The organism is Kitasatospora sp. NPDC096128 (assembly GCF_040303105.1).
Classification (GTDB): domain Bacteria; phylum Actinomycetota; class Actinomycetes; order Streptomycetales; family Streptomycetaceae; genus Kitasatospora.
In genome coordinates this window covers 1-14,900 of record NZ_JBEOSP010000091.1, presented here as the reverse complement: position 1 = coordinate 14,900, position 14,900 = coordinate 1, and the positions used below count along the sequence as shown (strand labels likewise).

Below are 14,900 nucleotides of genomic sequence, written 5' to 3'. Positions count from 1 at the left end.
TCCGCAACAACCCCGACCAGACCATGACCATCGACCCCTGCAACCTCCAACTCCTCTACCAGGGCAAGAACCCCGACGCCACCGGCCCCTACGACAAGCTCCCCTGGCAGCCGGGCGTCCTCACCCTCCAGCACTGACCCGCCCGATCCGCCCCAGGGGACCCCGGCCGCACCTCGGCCGGGGTCCCCTGTCGGCCTTCGGCCATGACGTCCCCCCATGGGCAGCGGGCCTCCCGAGCGATCAGCACTCGCCATCGCCCAGCGGCACCGGGTCCCCTCGCGGGAGCGATGTCCGGCTCCCTGCGGTCTTGGCAGTGACGGTGACGCCTCGCCATGTCGCGGCCGTTCCGCGGTGGTCGACAGTCGGCGTCCGGGCTGGGCGGGTGACCGCGAACGCTCGGCCGCAGCGATAGCAACACACCCGTTCGTCCCCGGAAACGCGGGCGAAACGACATCAACAAAAAGTTGACCCGCTGTTCCGGTCGATGGCCCACACCCCCCGTCCTTCCTGCTTCGCTGCTCCCACCCCCTCGTGCGCGCCACTGCTCCGTCCTCTCCCCCATGCCCTGCTTCACCTCCGGAGGCCCCTGTGTCCCAGGCCCCTGACGTACCCGCGTCCGGCTCCACCGCCCCACCGGCCCGCCATCCGGTCGACGAGGTCCTGCGGCCCGCCCGGCTCGGCCTGCTCGGCCTCCAGCACGTGCTGGTGATGTACACCGGCTGTGTCACCGTCCCGCTCGTCTTCGGCGCGGCGGCCAAGCTCGACACCACCACCATCGGCCTGCTCATCAACGCCGACCTCCTGGTGGCCGGCCTGGTGACACTGATTCAGGCGCTCGGCATCGGCGGGGTGCTGGGCGTGCGGCTGCCGGTCGTCGCGGGCGCCACCTTCACCGCCGTCACCCCGATGATCCTGATCGCGGGCGAGTACGGCATGCAGGCCGTCTACGGCTCGATGATCGCCGCAGGCCTCTTCGGACTGCTCGTCTCGGTGCCGTTCGCCCGCGCCGTCAGGTTCTTCCCGCCGTTGGTCAGCGGGTCCGTCATCACCGTGATCGGGCTGTCGCTGATCGGGGTGGCCGCGGGGCTGATCGCGGGCCACGACTCCACCGCCAAGGACTACGCCACTCCCAGCCACCTCGCGCTGGCGGGCGGTATCGTGCTGCTCATCGTCCTGGTCAACCGCTTCACCAGGGGTTTCCTCTCCCAGCTCGGCGTCCTGGTCGGCCTGGTCGTCGGCACCCTGGTCGCCGTCCCCATGGGCCTGACGGACTTCTCCTCCGTCGACGGCGTCGACTGGTTCGGCCTCGCTGCTCCCTTCCACTTCGGCGCCCCGCGCTTCCCGATCGCGGCCGTGATCTCCATGTGCGTGGTCATGCTGGTGACGTTCACCGAGTCCACCGCCGACATGCTCGCCGTCGGCGAGATGAGCGGCCGCCCGCTCTCCCCCAAGGACCTTGCGCGGGGACTTGCCGCTGACGGTGTCTCCGGCGTCCTCGGCGGCATCATGAACGGCTTCCTGGACACCGTGTTCGCCCAGAACGTCGGCCTGGTCGGCATGACCAAGGTCCGCAGCCGCTTCGTCGCCGCGGTCGCCGGCGGCATCCTCCTCGTCCTCGCCCTCATGCCCAAGCTCGGCGAGATCATCGCCTCCCTGCCGGGTCCGGTGATCGGCGGCGCCGGACTGGTCATGTTCGCCACCGTCACCTCGGTCGGCATCAGCACCCTGCGCAAGGTGGAGTTCGAGGGCACCGGCAACCTGCTCATCGTCGCCGTCGCCATCGGCGTCGGCATGCTCCCGGTCGTGGCACCCTCCTTCTACCACGCCTTCCCGACCTGGGTGCAGATCATCGGCGGCAGCGCCATCACCAGCGCGACCGTGGCCGCATTCCTGCTGAACCTGCTGTTCAACCACACGCCGGGCCGGAAGAAGACCGACGTGGAGCCGGAGCCGGGCGCGGTCCCGGCCTCCGTCGCCGACTCCGCGCCCGCCACCTGAGCAACGCCACTGCGGCCGGGGGCGCGCACCCCGCCCGGCCCGACGCTCTCCGCGGGCACGGATAATGGCCGGACCGCCCGGGCGAGCGCGCCCGCGGCACCGGTCGGACGAGAGGCAGCGGACGGATGACCCTGGAGGCAGGACGGCGCGTCAGGTTGACGGAGGACCTCGGGCTCGGTGAGGCCGTCGCCGGCGACCCCGGGGCAGCCGTCGGGTTCCTGTCGCTGGGCGCCGGGATCGAGGGCACCGTCGAGCGGGTGGACGGCGAACTCCCGGAGGGCGAGGAGGTCCGCGAGTACCAGCGGCTCAAGGCGCTGTTCGACGACTACGGGCACACCATGCCGGCGGCCAGCCGGGAGCGGCTGGCCGAGCAGCTCGCCGCACTGGAGCCGGCCTGGGCCGCGCACCGGGAGCGCGGGAGCCTGCTGACCGTCCGGGTCCGCCTGGACAACGGCTTCGTCCTCGACGGGCTGCACCAGGACGTCCTCGCCGCCCTGTGAGCGACCACGCCCGAGGCCCCGGCCACCTGCCCGCGCGGCACACCGCCCGTGCTGTTCACGCCCCCGGGTTGATCCGGGCCCGCTGGGCCAGCAGCTCGGTGAAGGCCACGGTGAGCGGGTCGGGGCGGGTGCGGGTGTAGGCGGCGAGAGTGCGGCGGATCGGTGGGTCGGGCCGGAGCAGCAGGCCGTCGAAATGCGCCGGCACGATGTCGGCGGGCACCAGCGCCGGGCCGAGCCCGGCTGCGGCCAGCAGCGGCGCGGCGGAGGTCTGCTCGGCGCGGACCGCCGAGCGCGGATGGAAGCCGGCGCGGGCACAGGCCTGGTCGAGCAGGTCGGCGAGGCCGTTGTCGGGGGCGTAGTGGACCCACGGCCGGTCGGCGAGTTCGCCGAGGACGATCGAATCGGTGGGGCGGTCGGCGAGCGGGTCGTCGGAGGGCAGCACGACCGTGAACTCCTCGACGCCGAGTTCACGGATCGGCCCCTCCCAGCCCTCCGGCACCGGACCGATGGCGAGGTCGGCCCGCCCCGCGGCCATCGCCTCCTGGAGCCGGTCGGCGTGCGCGTACTCGCGCAGCCGGATCCGCACCCCGGGGTGCCGACGGTGCCAGGCCCGCAGGACGGGCGGCAGGATGCCGAGACTGATCGAGTAGACGGCGGCGACCTCCAACTCCCCCTCCTCCAGGCCGCTCGCGCGCCGGGCCGCCGCCTGCAGCCGCTCGGCTTCGGCCAGCGCGGCGCGGGCGTGCGGCAGTACGGCCCGGCCGGTCGGGGTGAGCCGCACCGCGCGCGGCAGGCGTTCGAGCAGCGGGCCGCCGAGCGCGCCCTCCAGGGCCCGGATCTGGTGCGAGAGCGCGGGCTGGGTGACGTGCAGGTGCTCGGCCGCCCGGGTGAACGAGCCGGTGTCGACCACGGTGACCAGGTATTCGAGCTGTCGGAGCGTCGGCGTTGCCATGAGCAGATTTTATGGCAGCGGTAGAGAACAAGCCTTGGACTCATGGCAGGGCTCCGGGAGAGGGTCGTGGTGTGGCCGCCGCGCGAGATCCAGCGGGCGGCCGGATCCCCCTTCCCCGATGACTCGAAGGAGCACCCCCATGTCCGATGGCACGCAGCCGACCGCTGGCACCCCGTTGCAGGGCCGGCGACTGATCGTGGTGGGCGCCGGCTCGCGCACCGGACGCGCCGTGGCCACGGCCGCCTCGGCGGCCGGCGCCGCGGTCGTCCTGGCCGGCCCGGACCCGCGCAAGCTGGAGTGGACGGCCGGCGAACTGGCCGGCCCTTCCGAGGTGCTGGCCGTCGACCTCGCCGACGAGCGCTCGATCGCCGAACTCGCCGAGCGGGCCGGCCGCTTCGACCACCTCGTCTCGACCGCCGCGATGCCGGCCAACGGGCCACTGCGTGAGCTCGAACTCGCCGACGTGCAGCGGGCTTTCGCGGCCAAGGTGATCGGCCCGCTGCTGCTCGCCAAGCACCTGGCCGGACAGGCCTCCGAGCAGGGCTCGTTCACCTTCTTCTCCGGGGTGGCCGCCTGGCGCCCCGCACCCGCCCGTACGGTGATGGCCACCACCAACGGCGCGCTGGCCTTCCTGGTGCAGGCCCTGGCGGTGGAGATCGCCCCGGTCCGGGTGAACGCGGTCTCCCCCGGCATCGTCGACACCGGCTCCTGGGACGGCCTGGGCGCCGACAAGGCCGCCTTCCTGCGCGGGGTGGCCGAGCGCAACCCGGCCCGCCGGGTCGGCAGCCCGGAGGACCTGGTCAAGGCGGTGTTCTACGCGATCGACAACCCGTACGTGACCGGCACCGTGCTGCACGTCGACGGCGGCGGCCGGCTCGCCTGACCGTCCGCCTTCGCCCACCTTCGTCCGCCCGACCCGAGGAGCAACTCCCCATGCACTGGCGCACCCTGACCCGAACCGCCGCCGCCGTCGCCGCGGTGGCGAGCCTTGCGGCCGGCACCGCCGCGGCCGCCCCCGTCCCTTCGCACGACGGGGACCGCCACCGGCCCGCACCCGCCTGGCCGCAGAACCTGATCGACCGCTCACCCGACCTCGTCCAGCCGAAGTCGCTCACCGCGGACCGTTCGCTCGGCACCCGGCGCGCGGCCCAGGAAGTCCACCTGGCCCAGCAGTTGTACACCTTCTGGAACACCGGGCAGCAGCGGTACCTGGACGCGGCGGTCAGCCCGCGCTTCCGGGACAACACGCTGCCGCCCGGCCGCCCCCAGGGCCCCGCCGGTCCGCTCTTCGCCTCGAGGAACTTCCGCGTCGCCGTCCCCGATCTGACCTGCGAGCTGTCCGAGGTACTGGTCACCGGTGACCGGATCACCGCCCGGCTGGTCTTCCGCGGCCACTTCACCGGCACCTTCGCCGGCGTCCGGGGGCAGGGCCAGAGCGTCGACTTCAACGCCATCGACATCCAGCACGTCGGCACCGACCGGATCGTCGAGGACTGGCACATCGAGGACAACGAAGCGCTGTCGGCCCAACTGGGCGTCCACGGCTGACGCCCGCCCGGCAGCGGCCCGGTTCCGGCCCATCCCCTGGCCGGAACCGGGCCGAAATGGAACCATGGGCCGATGCGCATACTGATCATGGGCGGCACCCGCTTCGTCGGCCTGCACTTCGCCCGGGCGGCGCTCGCCGCCGGACACGACGTCACCGTCCTGCACCGGGGCCGCTCCGGCGCCCACCTGCTCCCCGAGGCCACCCACCTGATCGCCGACCGCGACACCGAGCTGACCGCACTGCACGGCCTGAGCTGGGACGCCACCGTCGACGTCAGCGCCTACTTCCCGCGCCAGGTAAGGCAGTTGGCCACCGCCATCGACCCCGGCGCGGCCGGACGCTACCTCCTGGTCTCCTCCATGGCCGTCTACGACACCCCCGCCGCCCCCGGCTTCACCGAGGACTCCCCACTGCTCCCCGCGGACGGTCCGGAGCCCGAGGAGATCACCCCGGCCACCTACGGCATGCTCAAGGTCCAGTGCGAGCGGGCCGCCCTCGAGCACTTCGGCCCGGACGCGCTGCTGGTGCGGCCGACGTACGTGATCGGCCCCCAGGACTACACCCACCGCTTCGACCACTGGGTGCAGCGGCTCGGCCGGGGTGGCGAGGTGCTGGCCCCGGGTCGGCCCGACGCCCCGCTCCAGGTCGTCGACGCCCGCGACCTCGCCGACTGGATGCTCGCCCTGCTGACGACGGGCGCCACCGGCGCCTACCACGCCGCGACGCCCCCGCCCTCCACCATGGGCGGCCTGCTGGACGCCATCGCCTCCGCCGTCGCCCCGGCCGGGACCACCCTCACCTGGGTCGACGACGAGTTCCTCCGTGCCTCCGGCATCCAGGACCGCGCCCTGCCGCTGTGGAGCGCCGATCCGCTGCGCCGGGCCACCAATACCGCCGACCCCGCCGCCGCCCTCGCCACCGGGCTCAGCCTCCGGCCGGTGGCCGACACAGCCCGCGAGATCGAGCCGTTCGAGCCGCTGCCGCACGCGCTGACCCCGGACGGGGAGGCCGACCTGCTCGACGCCTGGCACCGGCGCTGAGCCGACCGGCTCAGTCGACCTCGGCGTCGCTGAGCCCGAGCCGCAGGTGCTCGATGTGGTAGACGGCCTGGTCGAGCAGGGCGGCGACGTGGTTGTCGTAGAGCGCGTAGACGACCGAGCGGCCCTCGCGCCGGCCGACCACCAGGCCGAGGTTGCGCAGCAGCCGGAGCTGGTGGGAGCAGGCGGACTGCTCCAAGCCGACCTCGGCGGCGAGTTCGGTGGCGGCGCAGGGCCCCTCGCGCAGGCGGGAGAGGATCAGCAGGCGCGAGGGGGTGGCCAGGGCCTGCAGGGTGGTGGCCACCCGGGCGGCACTGGCTTCGTCCAGGCGGGTGTGCGGGACGGCGGTTGCGGGGGCGGCTCCATGACCCATGCGGGCAATACTACAACTCACACATGAAGAAGCGTTCATATGTTCATGTATGGTGGATGAGTCACCGGCCCCACCGTGCCCCGAAGGGTCCCGTCCGCATGCCCACCACCCTGATCGAGCGCTCGGCACCCTCCGCCGCGCCCCGCCCCGACACCGCACCACGCCGCCGCACCCGGGTGTTCGCCCTGCCCGAGGCCCGCTGGGCCGCCGCCGCGACCGTGCTCTTCCTGACCGCGCTCCCGCTCCAGCTCACCGGCGCCCCCGCTTGGGCCTGGGGCCCGCTGTACGCCCTCGCGTACGCCACCGGCGGCTGGGAACCGGCCTGGGCCGGCCTCCAGGCACTGCGCGAGAAGACCCTCGACGTCGACCTGCTGATGATCGTCGCCGCGCTCGGCGCCGCCGCCGTCGGCCAGGTCATGGACGGCGCGCTGCTGATCGTCATCTTCGCCACCTCCGGCGCCCTGGAGGCCCTGGCCACCGCCCGTACCGCCGACTCCGTCCGCGGGCTGCTCGACCTCGCCCCGACCACCGCCACCCGGCTGCTGCCCGGCGGCGGCGAGGAGAGCGTGCCGACCGAACGGCTGGCCGTCGGCGACACCGTCCTGGTGCGCCCCGGCGAGCGGATCGGCGCCGACGGGCTGGTCCTGGACGGCGCGAGCGAGGTCGACCAGGCCACCATCACCGGCGAACCGCTGCCCGTGCCGAAGGAGCGCGGTGACGAGGTGTTCGCCGGCACCCTCAACGGCAGCGGCGCGCTGCGGGTCCGGGTCGAACGGGACGCCGCCGACTCGGTGATCGCCCGGATCGTGAAGCTGGTCGAGGAGGCGTCGGAGACCAAGGCGCCGACCCAGCTGTTCATCGAGAAGGTCGAGCAGCGCTACTCGATCGGCATGGTCATCGCCACCCTGGCCGTCTTCGCCGTACCGCTCGCCCTCGGCGCCGCCTTCACCGGCTCGCTGCTGCGGGCGATGACCTTCATGATCGTCGCCTCGCCGTGCGCCGTGGTGCTCGCCACCATGCCGCCGCTGCTCTCCGCGATCGCCAACGCCGGACGGCACGGTGTGCTCGTCAAGTCCGCGGTGGTGATGGAGCGGCTCGGGCAGACCGACGCCGTCGCCCTGGACAAGACCGGCACCCTGACCGAGGGCACTCCCCGGGTCACCGACATCCGTCCGCTCACCGGCACCGGCTCCGGCCGTGGCCTGTCGGAGGAGGAACTGCTCGCCCTGGCCGCGGCCGCCGAGCACCCCAGCGAGCACCCGCTCGCCCGCGCCGTCGTCGACGCCGCCCGCGGCCGCGGCCTGTCCCTCCCCGCGGCCGCGGACTTCACCTCCGCCCCGGGCATCGGCGTCACCGCCACCGTCGACGGCCGCGCCGTCGCGATCGGCGCCCCCGCCCGGCTGCTCACCGGCGCCGAGGACGCCGTCCGCGCCGAAGCCGCCGCCGTCGCCGCCGAGTTGGAGGACGGCGGCCGCACCGCCGTCCTGGTCGAGCTGGACGGCGTCCCGGTCGGCCTGCTCGGCATCGCCGACCGGCTGCGCCCCGACGCCGCCGCCACGGTCCGCGCGCTCACCGCCCTCACCGGCTCCGCGCCCGCGCTGCTCACCGGCGACAACCCGCGCGCCGCCGCCCGGTTGGCCGCCGAGGTCGGCATCACCGACGTGCGCGCCGCGCTGCTGCCCCAGGACAAGGTCGCCGCCGTCAAGGAGCAGCAGGCCGCCGGGCGCAAGGTCCTGGTGGTCGGCGACGGCGTCAACGACGCCCCCGCCCTGGCCGCCGCCCACACCGGCCTCGCGATGGGCCGGGCGGGCTCCGACCTCGCTCTGGAGACCGCCGACGCCGTCATCGTGCGCGACGAACTCGCCACCGTCCCGGCCGTGGTGGCGCTCTCCCGGCGGGCCCGCTCCTTCGTGGTGCAGAACCTGGTGATCGCCTCGGTGTTCATCTCCGTCCTGGTGGTCTGGGACCTCGTCGCCACCCTCCCGCTGCCGCTGGGCGTCCTCGGTCACGAGGGCTCGACCGTCATCGTCGGCCTCAACGGCCTGCGCCTGCTGCGCGAGGCCGCCTGGACCAGGGCCCGGACCGAGGGCGGTCGGTGAGCCCTCACCATCGGAAGGCCGTCGGCCCCGGCCCCGGCCCCGCCGAACCGCCCGGTGTGCTCGACCGCTACGCCTTCAGCCCCTCCCGCCGCGTCCGCGGGAAGATCGACGGGTGAGCCACCGGAGTCCGAAAGCACAGCCGAGGGAGTCCGTCGAATGACGGTGTCCGCCCGGCGGCCGGGGCCCCACCCCGGTTCGCCGGTCGGCGCACCGACTGCCGGAGCCCCCGCAGAGCACCTCGCCTCCCGGCCCGCCCGGCTGGGCAGGCATGCCTGGGAGGTGGGCCGCCGGGGGTTGTCGTGGGCGGCGTACGGGCGGTGTCCGGGCCCGGTCAGGAGTTGAGTATCCGCTGCTTCTGGTCCTCGAACTCGGCGTCGGACAGGATGCCCTGTTCCTTCAACGCGGCGAGATCCTTGAGCTGGGCGAGCTTGTCCTCCATGGAGGCGGCCGGTGCGGGGGACGGCACCGGTGCGGGGGGCGGCGGCGGGGCGTAGGCGGCCTGTTGGGCAGCCTCCTGTTGAGCCCACCGACCGGCCTGCCGCCGGGAGACGCGGTTGGACACGGCCGTGGCCGTTCCCGAGATCACTGCGGTGCGGGCGACGCCGCGAAGCAGACCTGCCATGGGTCTCGGCCTCCGATCTGTGATGTGCACGGTGGATGGGTGGCCCGGGCCGATCGGACCGATCGCTGCCCGGCCACCGCTCAGGCTCGGGCCTCCGCCGCTTCGAGGGCGTCGATGACGTCGCTGAGCGGGATACGTCCGCCGGCGACCACCCTGGCGCCGTTGCGGCGCAGGGCGCTCGCGAACGGTGCGGCCCACAGGTTCTCGTAGACCAGGACTCCGGCGGAGGAGCCCGGTTCGAGGGCCGAACCGGCCTCATTGATGTCGTCCTCGCCGAGGAGGCCGGAGGAGGCCCCCTTGAACACCTCGAGATCGAGTCGGCCGTCCCGGTCGATGTCGGTGATGTCGACACCGACCACCGAACCGTCCGCCTGCCTGGTGATGAACAGGAGATCGAGGATGCGGATGATGCCTCGGTCCACCAGATCGATCAGCAACGGCAGGCCCTCGCCTCTCATGCCCACTTGAGGGAACTCGACGACCAGGTAGTCGACGGGGCCCATGTCGGAGACGTCGATGTCGTCACTCATGGTGGCCTCCTTCTCGGGGACGGGTCGGCAGGGCTTCGCCCCCGATTGCCCCTTCTCCGATTGTCGGTCGGGTCGCCCGCCACGGCCCGGCGAGTGGCCCGCCGGACGGCGCGGGATGCGCCCGCCCACGACACGGCCGAGCATGGAGGGGTACGAACACTCCTTTCGGGCGAGGCGCGAGGAGGCCCGGAAATGACGGACGGACCGACGCCGGGCGGCGGGACAGAGCACTTCCGGGCGCATCTGTCGGCGCGTGAACGCGCCGACCGGGGCCGTGCGGCCCGGGCGAAGTCGCCCCGGTCCGCGCACGGCGACTTCGCACCGGGCCGGGACCGCCCCGATCCCATCGACCTCATCGAGGCGCAGTCCGCCTCACGGGTCCCGGAACTGGTACCGGTGCGCTACGGCCGGATGTCGGAATCACCGTTCCGCTTCTACCGGGGTGCGGCGGCGATCATGGCGGCCGACCTCTCCGACACACCCACCTCGGGGCTCCGGACCCAGCTCTGCGGTGACGCACACCTGCTGAACTTCCGCCTGCTCGGCTCGCCCGAGCGGCAACTGCTGTTCGACATCAACGACTTCGACGAGACACTGCCGGGGCCGTGGGAGTGGGACGTGAAGCGTCTCGCGGCCAGCCTCGTCATCGCCGGACGCGAGAACGGCTTCGCCGACGAGGCCGGCGAGGCGGTGGTCCGGTCCTGCGTGCGGTCCTACCGGGAGGCGATGCACGCCTTCGCCGGAATGGGCCATCTCGACGTCTGGTACGCCAAGGCCGACGCGTACCGGGTGCAGGCGGCCGTCTCGGGCCGACTGCACAAGGGCACCCGGAAACGGCTCTCCGCCAATCTGGCCAAGGCCCGCACCCGCGACAGCCTGCAAGCCTTGGAGAACCTCACCCGCGAGGTGGACGGAGTGCGACGCATCACCCCCGATCCCCCACTGATCACGCCCCTCTCGGACCTCCTCCCGGGTCGGGAACGCCTCGCGCTGGAGGAGGAGATCCACCGCCTGATCGAGGGCTACGGCCGGAGCCTGTCCGCGGACCGGCGCAGCCTGCTCCGGCAGTTCACCGTCGTGGACGTGGCCCGCAAGGTCGTCGGGGTGGGCAGCGTCGGCACCCGCTGCTGGATCGTGCTGCTGCTGGGCAGGGACGACCGCGATCCGCTGTTCCTCCAGGCGAAGGAGGCCCAGCAGTCCGTGCTGGCCGCCCACGCGGGGCCCAGCGAGTTCGAATCCGAGGGCGAGCGGGTCGTGACCGGGCAGCGCATGATGCAGGCAGCCAGCGACATCTTCCTCGGCTGGCAGCACGTCGAGGGGATCGACGGTCGCGAACGGGACTTCTACGTCCGCCAGTTGCGCGACTGGAAGGGGATCGCGCAGCCCGGCCTGATGTCGCCGGACGAGCTGGACGAGTTCGGCCGGCTGTGCGGATGGACCCTGGCACGCGCCCACGCCCGGTCGGGGGACCGGATCGCGATCGCCGCGTACCTGGGCCGGGGCGACGTCTTCGACCGGGCCCTGGCCCGCTTCGCGGTCGCCTACGCCGACCAGAACGAACGCGACCACCGGGCGCTGCTCGACGCCGTCGGCGCCGGACGGGTCACCGCTCGTACCGACGTCTGACGCGGAGCCCACGCCACCGCGACGAACCGTTGGAGCAGGACTGATGGACCGCTGGAGAGCCCTCGCCGTCCTCGGCGCAGCCCAGTTCCTCATGGTGCTGGACACGGCCGTGATGAACGTGTCGATCAGCCAGTTGGTCAAGGACTTCCACACCGAGGTCACCGCGATCCAGGCCGTCATCACCCTCTACGCACTCGTCATGGCGGCCTTCATGATCACCGGCGGCAAGATCGGCGACAAGCTGGGACGCCGACGGGCTTTCGGGATCGGGCTGACGGTGTACGGAGTGGGGTCCGCGGTGACAGCGAGCGCCCCCGTGCTGTGGGTGCTGGCCCTCGGCTGGTCGGTGATCGAAGGCCTCGGCGCCGCCCTGGTCCTGCCCGCACTGGCCGCCCTCGTCGCCGGGTCCTACCAGGGCCGCGATCGTGCGGTCGCGTACGGCGTCATCGGTGGACTGTCCGGTGTCGGCATCGCGGTCGGACCGCTCCTCGGCGGCTGGGTCACCACGTACCTCACCTGGCGCCTGGTCTTCGCCGGCGAGGCCGTCGTGGTCGTGATCATCCTCCTGCTGCTCCGCTGGATCGACGCGCCCGCGGACACCGGTGCCCGGGTGCGCCTCGACACCGTGGGCTCCGTGCTGTCCGCCGCCGGCCTCGCCCTGGTGGTCCTCGGCGTGCTGCAGAGCAGCTCCTGGGGGCTCGTCCACCCGCGAAAGTCCCCGTTCACCGTCTTCGGGTTCTCCCCGACCCTGTTCGTCATCGCCGCCGGGGCGGTGCTCCTGGGGCTGTTCAGGGCCTGGGAACGGCGCAAGGAGGCACGCGGGGAGGAACCGCTGGTCCGCTTCGGACTCTTCCGCCTCCCGGCCCTGCGCTCCGGCCTCGCCATGCTGCTCACCCAGAGCACCATCCTGCTCGGCCTCTTCTTCGTCGTCCCGCTCTACCTCCAGGTCGTCCAAGGGTTCAACGCCTTCCAGACGGGGGTACGGCTGCTCCCGGTCTCCATCACGATGCTGCTCGCGGCCCTGAGCGGGTCCGCGCTGACCCGCGTCGCCTCCCCCCGGACGCTGGTGCGCGTCGGGCTGGTGGTGATGCTGGTCGCGATCGTCTGGCTGCTCGCCGGCATCAAGCCGAACATCGACAACCTGTCGTTCGCCCTGGCGATGGCGGTCCTCGGCCTGGGGATGGGGCTGCTCGCGTCCCAGCTCGGCAACGTGGTGCAGTCCAGCGTCGGCGAGTCCGAGCGGAGCGAGGCCGGCGGCCTGCAGAACACCGCCCAGCAACTGGGGTCGTCCCTCGGCACCGCGCTGATCGGCGCGATCCTGATCAGCGCCCTCGCCGGAGCCTTCAACAAGCAGATCGCGGGGAATCCCCAGATCTCGGACGCCGTGCGGCAGCAGGTGGGCATCGCCGTCGAGGCGGGTGTGCAGTTCGTCCCCACGGCGCAGGTCCAGGCCGGGCTGGCCAAGGCCGCGGTGCCGCCGGACCAGGCCCAGCAGCTCCTGAACGCGTACTCGGCGGCGCAACTGGACGGTCTGAAGATCGCGATCCTCACCACCGGGGGCATCACCCTCGCGGGGTTCGCGTTCACCCGCCACCTCCCCGCCGAACGCCTGCCCACGAAGCGGACCTGACCCGGCCACCTTCTGCCGTTTCTTCCCCCGCATGCGCATGCCGGCACTGTTGTCGGCCTACGTCGACGCAGTCATGCAGGGGTGCGCCAGAGGCTGCGCACGGTCACCGCCCTCGGTGGTCAGCACACCTGGCCGCCGTCCCGGGCCGGCTCGGCAGTGGGAGCGGGGGCCGGCGCCGGGTTGTCGTTCTCGGCGAGCAGCTCGCGGGTGAAGCCGAAGAAGTAGGTGGCCAGGAAGCCCACGACGTAGCCGGTCAGCAGGCCGCCGCCGTAGACGGCCGCGCTCGCGACCAGGCCGTGCGGGCCGGCCAGCAGTGGGAACAGGGCCCAGCCGGACGGGCCGATGGCGGTGGAGCCGACGGCGCTGCCGAGCTGCCCGGCCACGCCGATGAAGGCGCCCCCGGCGGCGCCGCCCACGCAGGCCGTGACGAAGGGGCGGCCCAGCGGCAGGGTGACCCCGTAGACCAGGGGTTCGCCGACGCCCAGCAGGCCGGCCGGGAGGGCGGAGCGGATGGTCGCCCGGAGCGGGGCGTTGTGGCGCAGCCTGAGGTAGACGGCCGCGGCGCAGCCGACCTGCCCGGCGCCGGCCATCGCGAGGATCGGCAGCAGCACGGTGGAGCCCTGCTGCTGGATCAGCGTGGTGTGGATCGGGATCAGCGCCTGGTGCAGGCCGAGCATCACCAGCGGCAGGAAGAGGCCGCCGAGCACCAGCCCGGCGAGCAGTCCGCCGTGGGCGAGCAGCCAGGCGGCGGCGTGGCCGATGGCCGTGGAGACCTCCCCGGCGACGAACATCAGGCCGTACAGGGCGGCCAGTCCGCCGACCAGCACGGTGACCGTGGGGGTGACCAGGACGTCCAGCGCGGCGGGCACGATCCGCCTGGTCCAGCGCTCCACCTGGACGGCCAGCAGCGCGGCGAGCAGCGCGCCGACCACGCCGCCCTGGCCGGGGGTGAGGTGGTGGCCGAAGGCCTCCACCTTGGCGACACCCGCGTAGACGATCACACTGGCCACGGCCCCGCCCAGCACGGGCGTACCGCCGAACTCCTTCGCCGTGTTGTAGCCGACGAAGACGGCGAGCAGGGACATGAACCCCGAGGAGACCGCCCCCAGCGCGGCGACCAGCGCCGGAGCCCAGCCGAGGTTCGCCAGCGCCCCGGAGAGGGCGGCGACGATGCCGCAGCCGATCAGGGCGGGGATCAGCGGGACGAAGATGTCGGCGATCCGGCGCAGTGCCCGCTTCAGCGGGGTCGCGTTGCGCGCCTTCGCCTCCGCCCGGATCCGCGCCCCGCGCCCCGCGAGGTCCTCCGCGGTGGGGGCGGCGGCGGGAGCCGCGGCGGCGTCGAGCAGCCGCAGCAGCTGCGCGGTGACCCCGGCCACGGCCGCCGGGCCGAGGACGATCTGGTAGGTGTCGTCGTCGACCGTGCCCAGGACGGCCGGCAGCGCCGCGAGCGCCTCGCGGTCGACCAGGGAGCGGTCCACCAGGCCCAGCCGAAGCCGGGTCATGCAGTGGGCGACCGAGCGGATGTTGGCGGCGCCGCCGACCAGCGGGAGGATCGCCTCGGCCACGGCGCGGTTCTTCTCGTCCGACATGCCAAGGGGCGTACCCGGACGGACCGGGCGCTCAACCGGGCCGGTCGGCCGCGCCCCTGGCGAATCCCGCGCTCCGCCCGGGCCCTGTCCCCCGATCGGCCGCCGGGACCAGGGGTCGGCCGCGCCGGCAGAGGTGGTCTGCCCGGAGGTGCGGGACGGCTCCGTACGCGCGACGAACGGGAGGCCTACCGGGTCCTCACGGAGGAGGTCGGGAAGCCGGACGCGTCACGCGGTGCCCGTTCCTGACGCCCGACGGCCCGGGTGAGCCGGACGGCCAGGTGCTGCGGCAGGGTCAGCTGTTGGGCTGGGTCTTCTGGTTGTAGATCTCCTTGCCGTCCGCGTTGTAGGCGTGGACGTAGGGGAACGGGGGGACGGAGTGCGCGCTGGTGTCGGCG

At 73.3% G+C, this 14,900-nt stretch carries 14 protein-coding genes; 9 read left to right on the top strand and 5 right to left on the bottom strand.

Annotation, left to right across the window (positions count from 1 at the left end; all coding sequences use genetic code 11):
• From ABTY61_RS41200 to ABTY61_RS41190, 3 genes are all read left to right on the top strand, one after another.
• Window positions 1–137, top strand: a 137-nt coding sequence (locus ABTY61_RS41200; RefSeq protein WP_502895534.1) for a non-reducing end alpha-L-arabinofuranosidase family hydrolase, incomplete at its 5' end; no start/stop codon positions are given.
• Between the two features lie 451 nt (window positions 138–588).
• A complete protein-coding gene (locus ABTY61_RS41195) occupies window positions 589–1,998 on the top strand; it encodes a nucleobase:cation symporter-2 family protein (protein ID WP_350510382.1) in 1,410 nt (469 codons plus the stop codon).
• A 125-nt stretch (window positions 1,999–2,123) separates the two neighbouring features.
• Window positions 2,124–2,498 carry a hypothetical protein gene (locus ABTY61_RS41190; protein WP_350510381.1) on the top strand — a complete coding sequence of 125 codons (375 nt, stop codon included), beginning with the start codon at window positions 2,124–2,126 and terminating at the stop codon, window positions 2,496–2,498.
• A 55-nt stretch (window positions 2,499–2,553) separates the two neighbouring features.
• Here ABTY61_RS41190 and ABTY61_RS41185 read toward each other — a convergent pair whose 3' ends face one another.
• Window positions 2,554–3,450, bottom strand: a complete 897-nt coding sequence (locus ABTY61_RS41185; protein WP_350510380.1) for a LysR family transcriptional regulator — start codon at window positions 3,448–3,450, stop codon at window positions 2,554–2,556.
• Window positions 3,451–3,589: 139 nt separating this feature from the next.
• Here ABTY61_RS41185 and ABTY61_RS41180 point away from each other — a divergent pair, with 139 nt between their 5' ends.
• The 3 genes from ABTY61_RS41180 (at window position 3,590) to ABTY61_RS41170 (ending at window position 6,039) form a co-directional block, all read left to right on the top strand.
• Window positions 3,590–4,333, top strand: coding sequence for an SDR family oxidoreductase (locus ABTY61_RS41180; RefSeq protein ID WP_350510379.1), 744 nt, complete (start codon window positions 3,590–3,592; stop codon window positions 4,331–4,333).
• A gap of 50 nt (window positions 4,334–4,383) precedes the next feature.
• Window positions 4,384–4,998 carry an ester cyclase gene (locus ABTY61_RS41175; protein WP_350510378.1) on the top strand — a complete coding sequence of 205 codons (615 nt, stop codon included), beginning with the start codon at window positions 4,384–4,386 and terminating at the stop codon, window positions 4,996–4,998.
• 72 nt (window positions 4,999–5,070) lie between these two features.
• The gene (locus tag ABTY61_RS41170) at window positions 5,071–6,039 is read left to right on the top strand and encodes an NAD-dependent epimerase/dehydratase family protein (protein ID WP_350510377.1); all 969 of its coding nucleotides are present in this window, start codon (window positions 5,071–5,073) and stop codon (window positions 6,037–6,039) included.
• A 10-nt stretch (window positions 6,040–6,049) separates the two neighbouring features.
• Here the strand turns inward: ABTY61_RS41170 and ABTY61_RS41165 are convergent, their stop codons facing one another.
• The gene (locus tag ABTY61_RS41165) at window positions 6,050–6,409 is read right to left on the bottom strand and encodes an ArsR/SmtB family transcription factor (protein WP_350510376.1); all 360 of its coding nucleotides are present in this window, start codon (window positions 6,407–6,409) and stop codon (window positions 6,050–6,052) included.
• 98 nt (window positions 6,410–6,507) lie between these two features.
• Between ABTY61_RS41165 and ABTY61_RS41160 the strand changes: the two genes are divergently transcribed.
• Entirely contained in the window at window positions 6,508–8,508 is a 2,001-nt protein-coding gene (locus ABTY61_RS41160) for a heavy metal translocating P-type ATPase (RefSeq protein ID WP_350510375.1), read from the top strand.
• A gap of 331 nt (window positions 8,509–8,839) precedes the next feature.
• Here the strand turns inward: ABTY61_RS41160 and ABTY61_RS41155 are convergent, their stop codons facing one another.
• A complete protein-coding gene (locus ABTY61_RS41155) occupies window positions 8,840–9,130 on the bottom strand; it encodes an SHOCT domain-containing protein (RefSeq protein WP_350510374.1) in 291 nt (96 codons plus the stop codon).
• An 80-nt stretch (window positions 9,131–9,210) separates the two neighbouring features.
• Complete coding sequence (locus ABTY61_RS41150; protein WP_350510373.1) at window positions 9,211–9,660, bottom strand: DUF6325 family protein; 450 nt, start codon at window positions 9,658–9,660, stop codon at window positions 9,211–9,213.
• A gap of 192 nt (window positions 9,661–9,852) precedes the next feature.
• On the opposite strand from ABTY61_RS41150, the gene ABTY61_RS41145 reads away from it, so the two are divergent.
• Complete coding sequence (locus ABTY61_RS41145; protein ID WP_350510372.1) at window positions 9,853–11,286, top strand: DUF2252 domain-containing protein; 1,434 nt, start codon at window positions 9,853–9,855, stop codon at window positions 11,284–11,286.
• 43 nt (window positions 11,287–11,329) lie between these two features.
• Window positions 11,330–12,916 carry an MFS transporter gene (locus ABTY61_RS41140; RefSeq protein ID WP_350510371.1) on the top strand — a complete coding sequence of 529 codons (1,587 nt, stop codon included), beginning with the start codon at window positions 11,330–11,332 and terminating at the stop codon, window positions 12,914–12,916.
• A 119-nt stretch (window positions 12,917–13,035) separates the two neighbouring features.
• Here ABTY61_RS41140 and ABTY61_RS41135 read toward each other — a convergent pair whose 3' ends face one another.
• Window positions 13,036–14,505 (bottom strand): PTS transporter subunit EIIC, encoded by a 1,470-nt coding sequence (locus ABTY61_RS41135; protein ID WP_350510370.1) that lies wholly within the window; start codon window positions 14,503–14,505, stop codon window positions 13,036–13,038.
• Between the last annotated feature and the right edge of the window lie 395 nt (window positions 14,506–14,900).

What these genes read in the sequence shown, in the direction of transcription:
- ABTY61_RS41180 (WP_350510379.1), top strand. Translation starts at nt 3,590, where the DNA reads ATGTCCGATGGCACGCAGCCGACCGCTGGCACCCCGTTGCAGGGCCGG.
- ABTY61_RS41135 (WP_350510370.1), bottom strand. Translation starts at nt 14,505, where the DNA reads ATGTCGGACGAGAAGAACCGCGCCGTGGCCGAGGCGATCCTCCCGCTG.
- ABTY61_RS41160 (WP_350510375.1), top strand. Translation starts at nt 6,508, where the DNA reads ATGCCCACCACCCTGATCGAGCGCTCGGCACCCTCCGCCGCGCCCCGC.
- ABTY61_RS41165 (WP_350510376.1), bottom strand. Translation starts at nt 6,409, where the DNA reads ATGGGTCATGGAGCCGCCCCCGCAACCGCCGTCCCGCACACCCGCCTG.
- ABTY61_RS41185 (WP_350510380.1), bottom strand. Translation starts at nt 3,450, where the DNA reads ATGGCAACGCCGACGCTCCGACAGCTCGAATACCTGGTCACCGTGGTC.
- ABTY61_RS41150 (WP_350510373.1), bottom strand. Translation starts at nt 9,660, where the DNA reads ATGAGTGACGACATCGACGTCTCCGACATGGGCCCCGTCGACTACCTG.
- ABTY61_RS41175 (WP_350510378.1), top strand. Translation starts at nt 4,384, where the DNA reads ATGCACTGGCGCACCCTGACCCGAACCGCCGCCGCCGTCGCCGCGGTG.
- ABTY61_RS41190 (WP_350510381.1), top strand. Translation starts at nt 2,124, where the DNA reads ATGACCCTGGAGGCAGGACGGCGCGTCAGGTTGACGGAGGACCTCGGG.
- ABTY61_RS41155 (WP_350510374.1), bottom strand. Translation starts at nt 9,130, where the DNA reads ATGGCAGGTCTGCTTCGCGGCGTCGCCCGCACCGCAGTGATCTCGGGA.
- ABTY61_RS41170 (WP_350510377.1), top strand. Translation starts at nt 5,071, where the DNA reads ATGCGCATACTGATCATGGGCGGCACCCGCTTCGTCGGCCTGCACTTC.
- ABTY61_RS41145 (WP_350510372.1), top strand. Translation starts at nt 9,853, where the DNA reads ATGACGGACGGACCGACGCCGGGCGGCGGGACAGAGCACTTCCGGGCG.
- ABTY61_RS41140 (WP_350510371.1), top strand. Translation starts at nt 11,330, where the DNA reads ATGGACCGCTGGAGAGCCCTCGCCGTCCTCGGCGCAGCCCAGTTCCTC.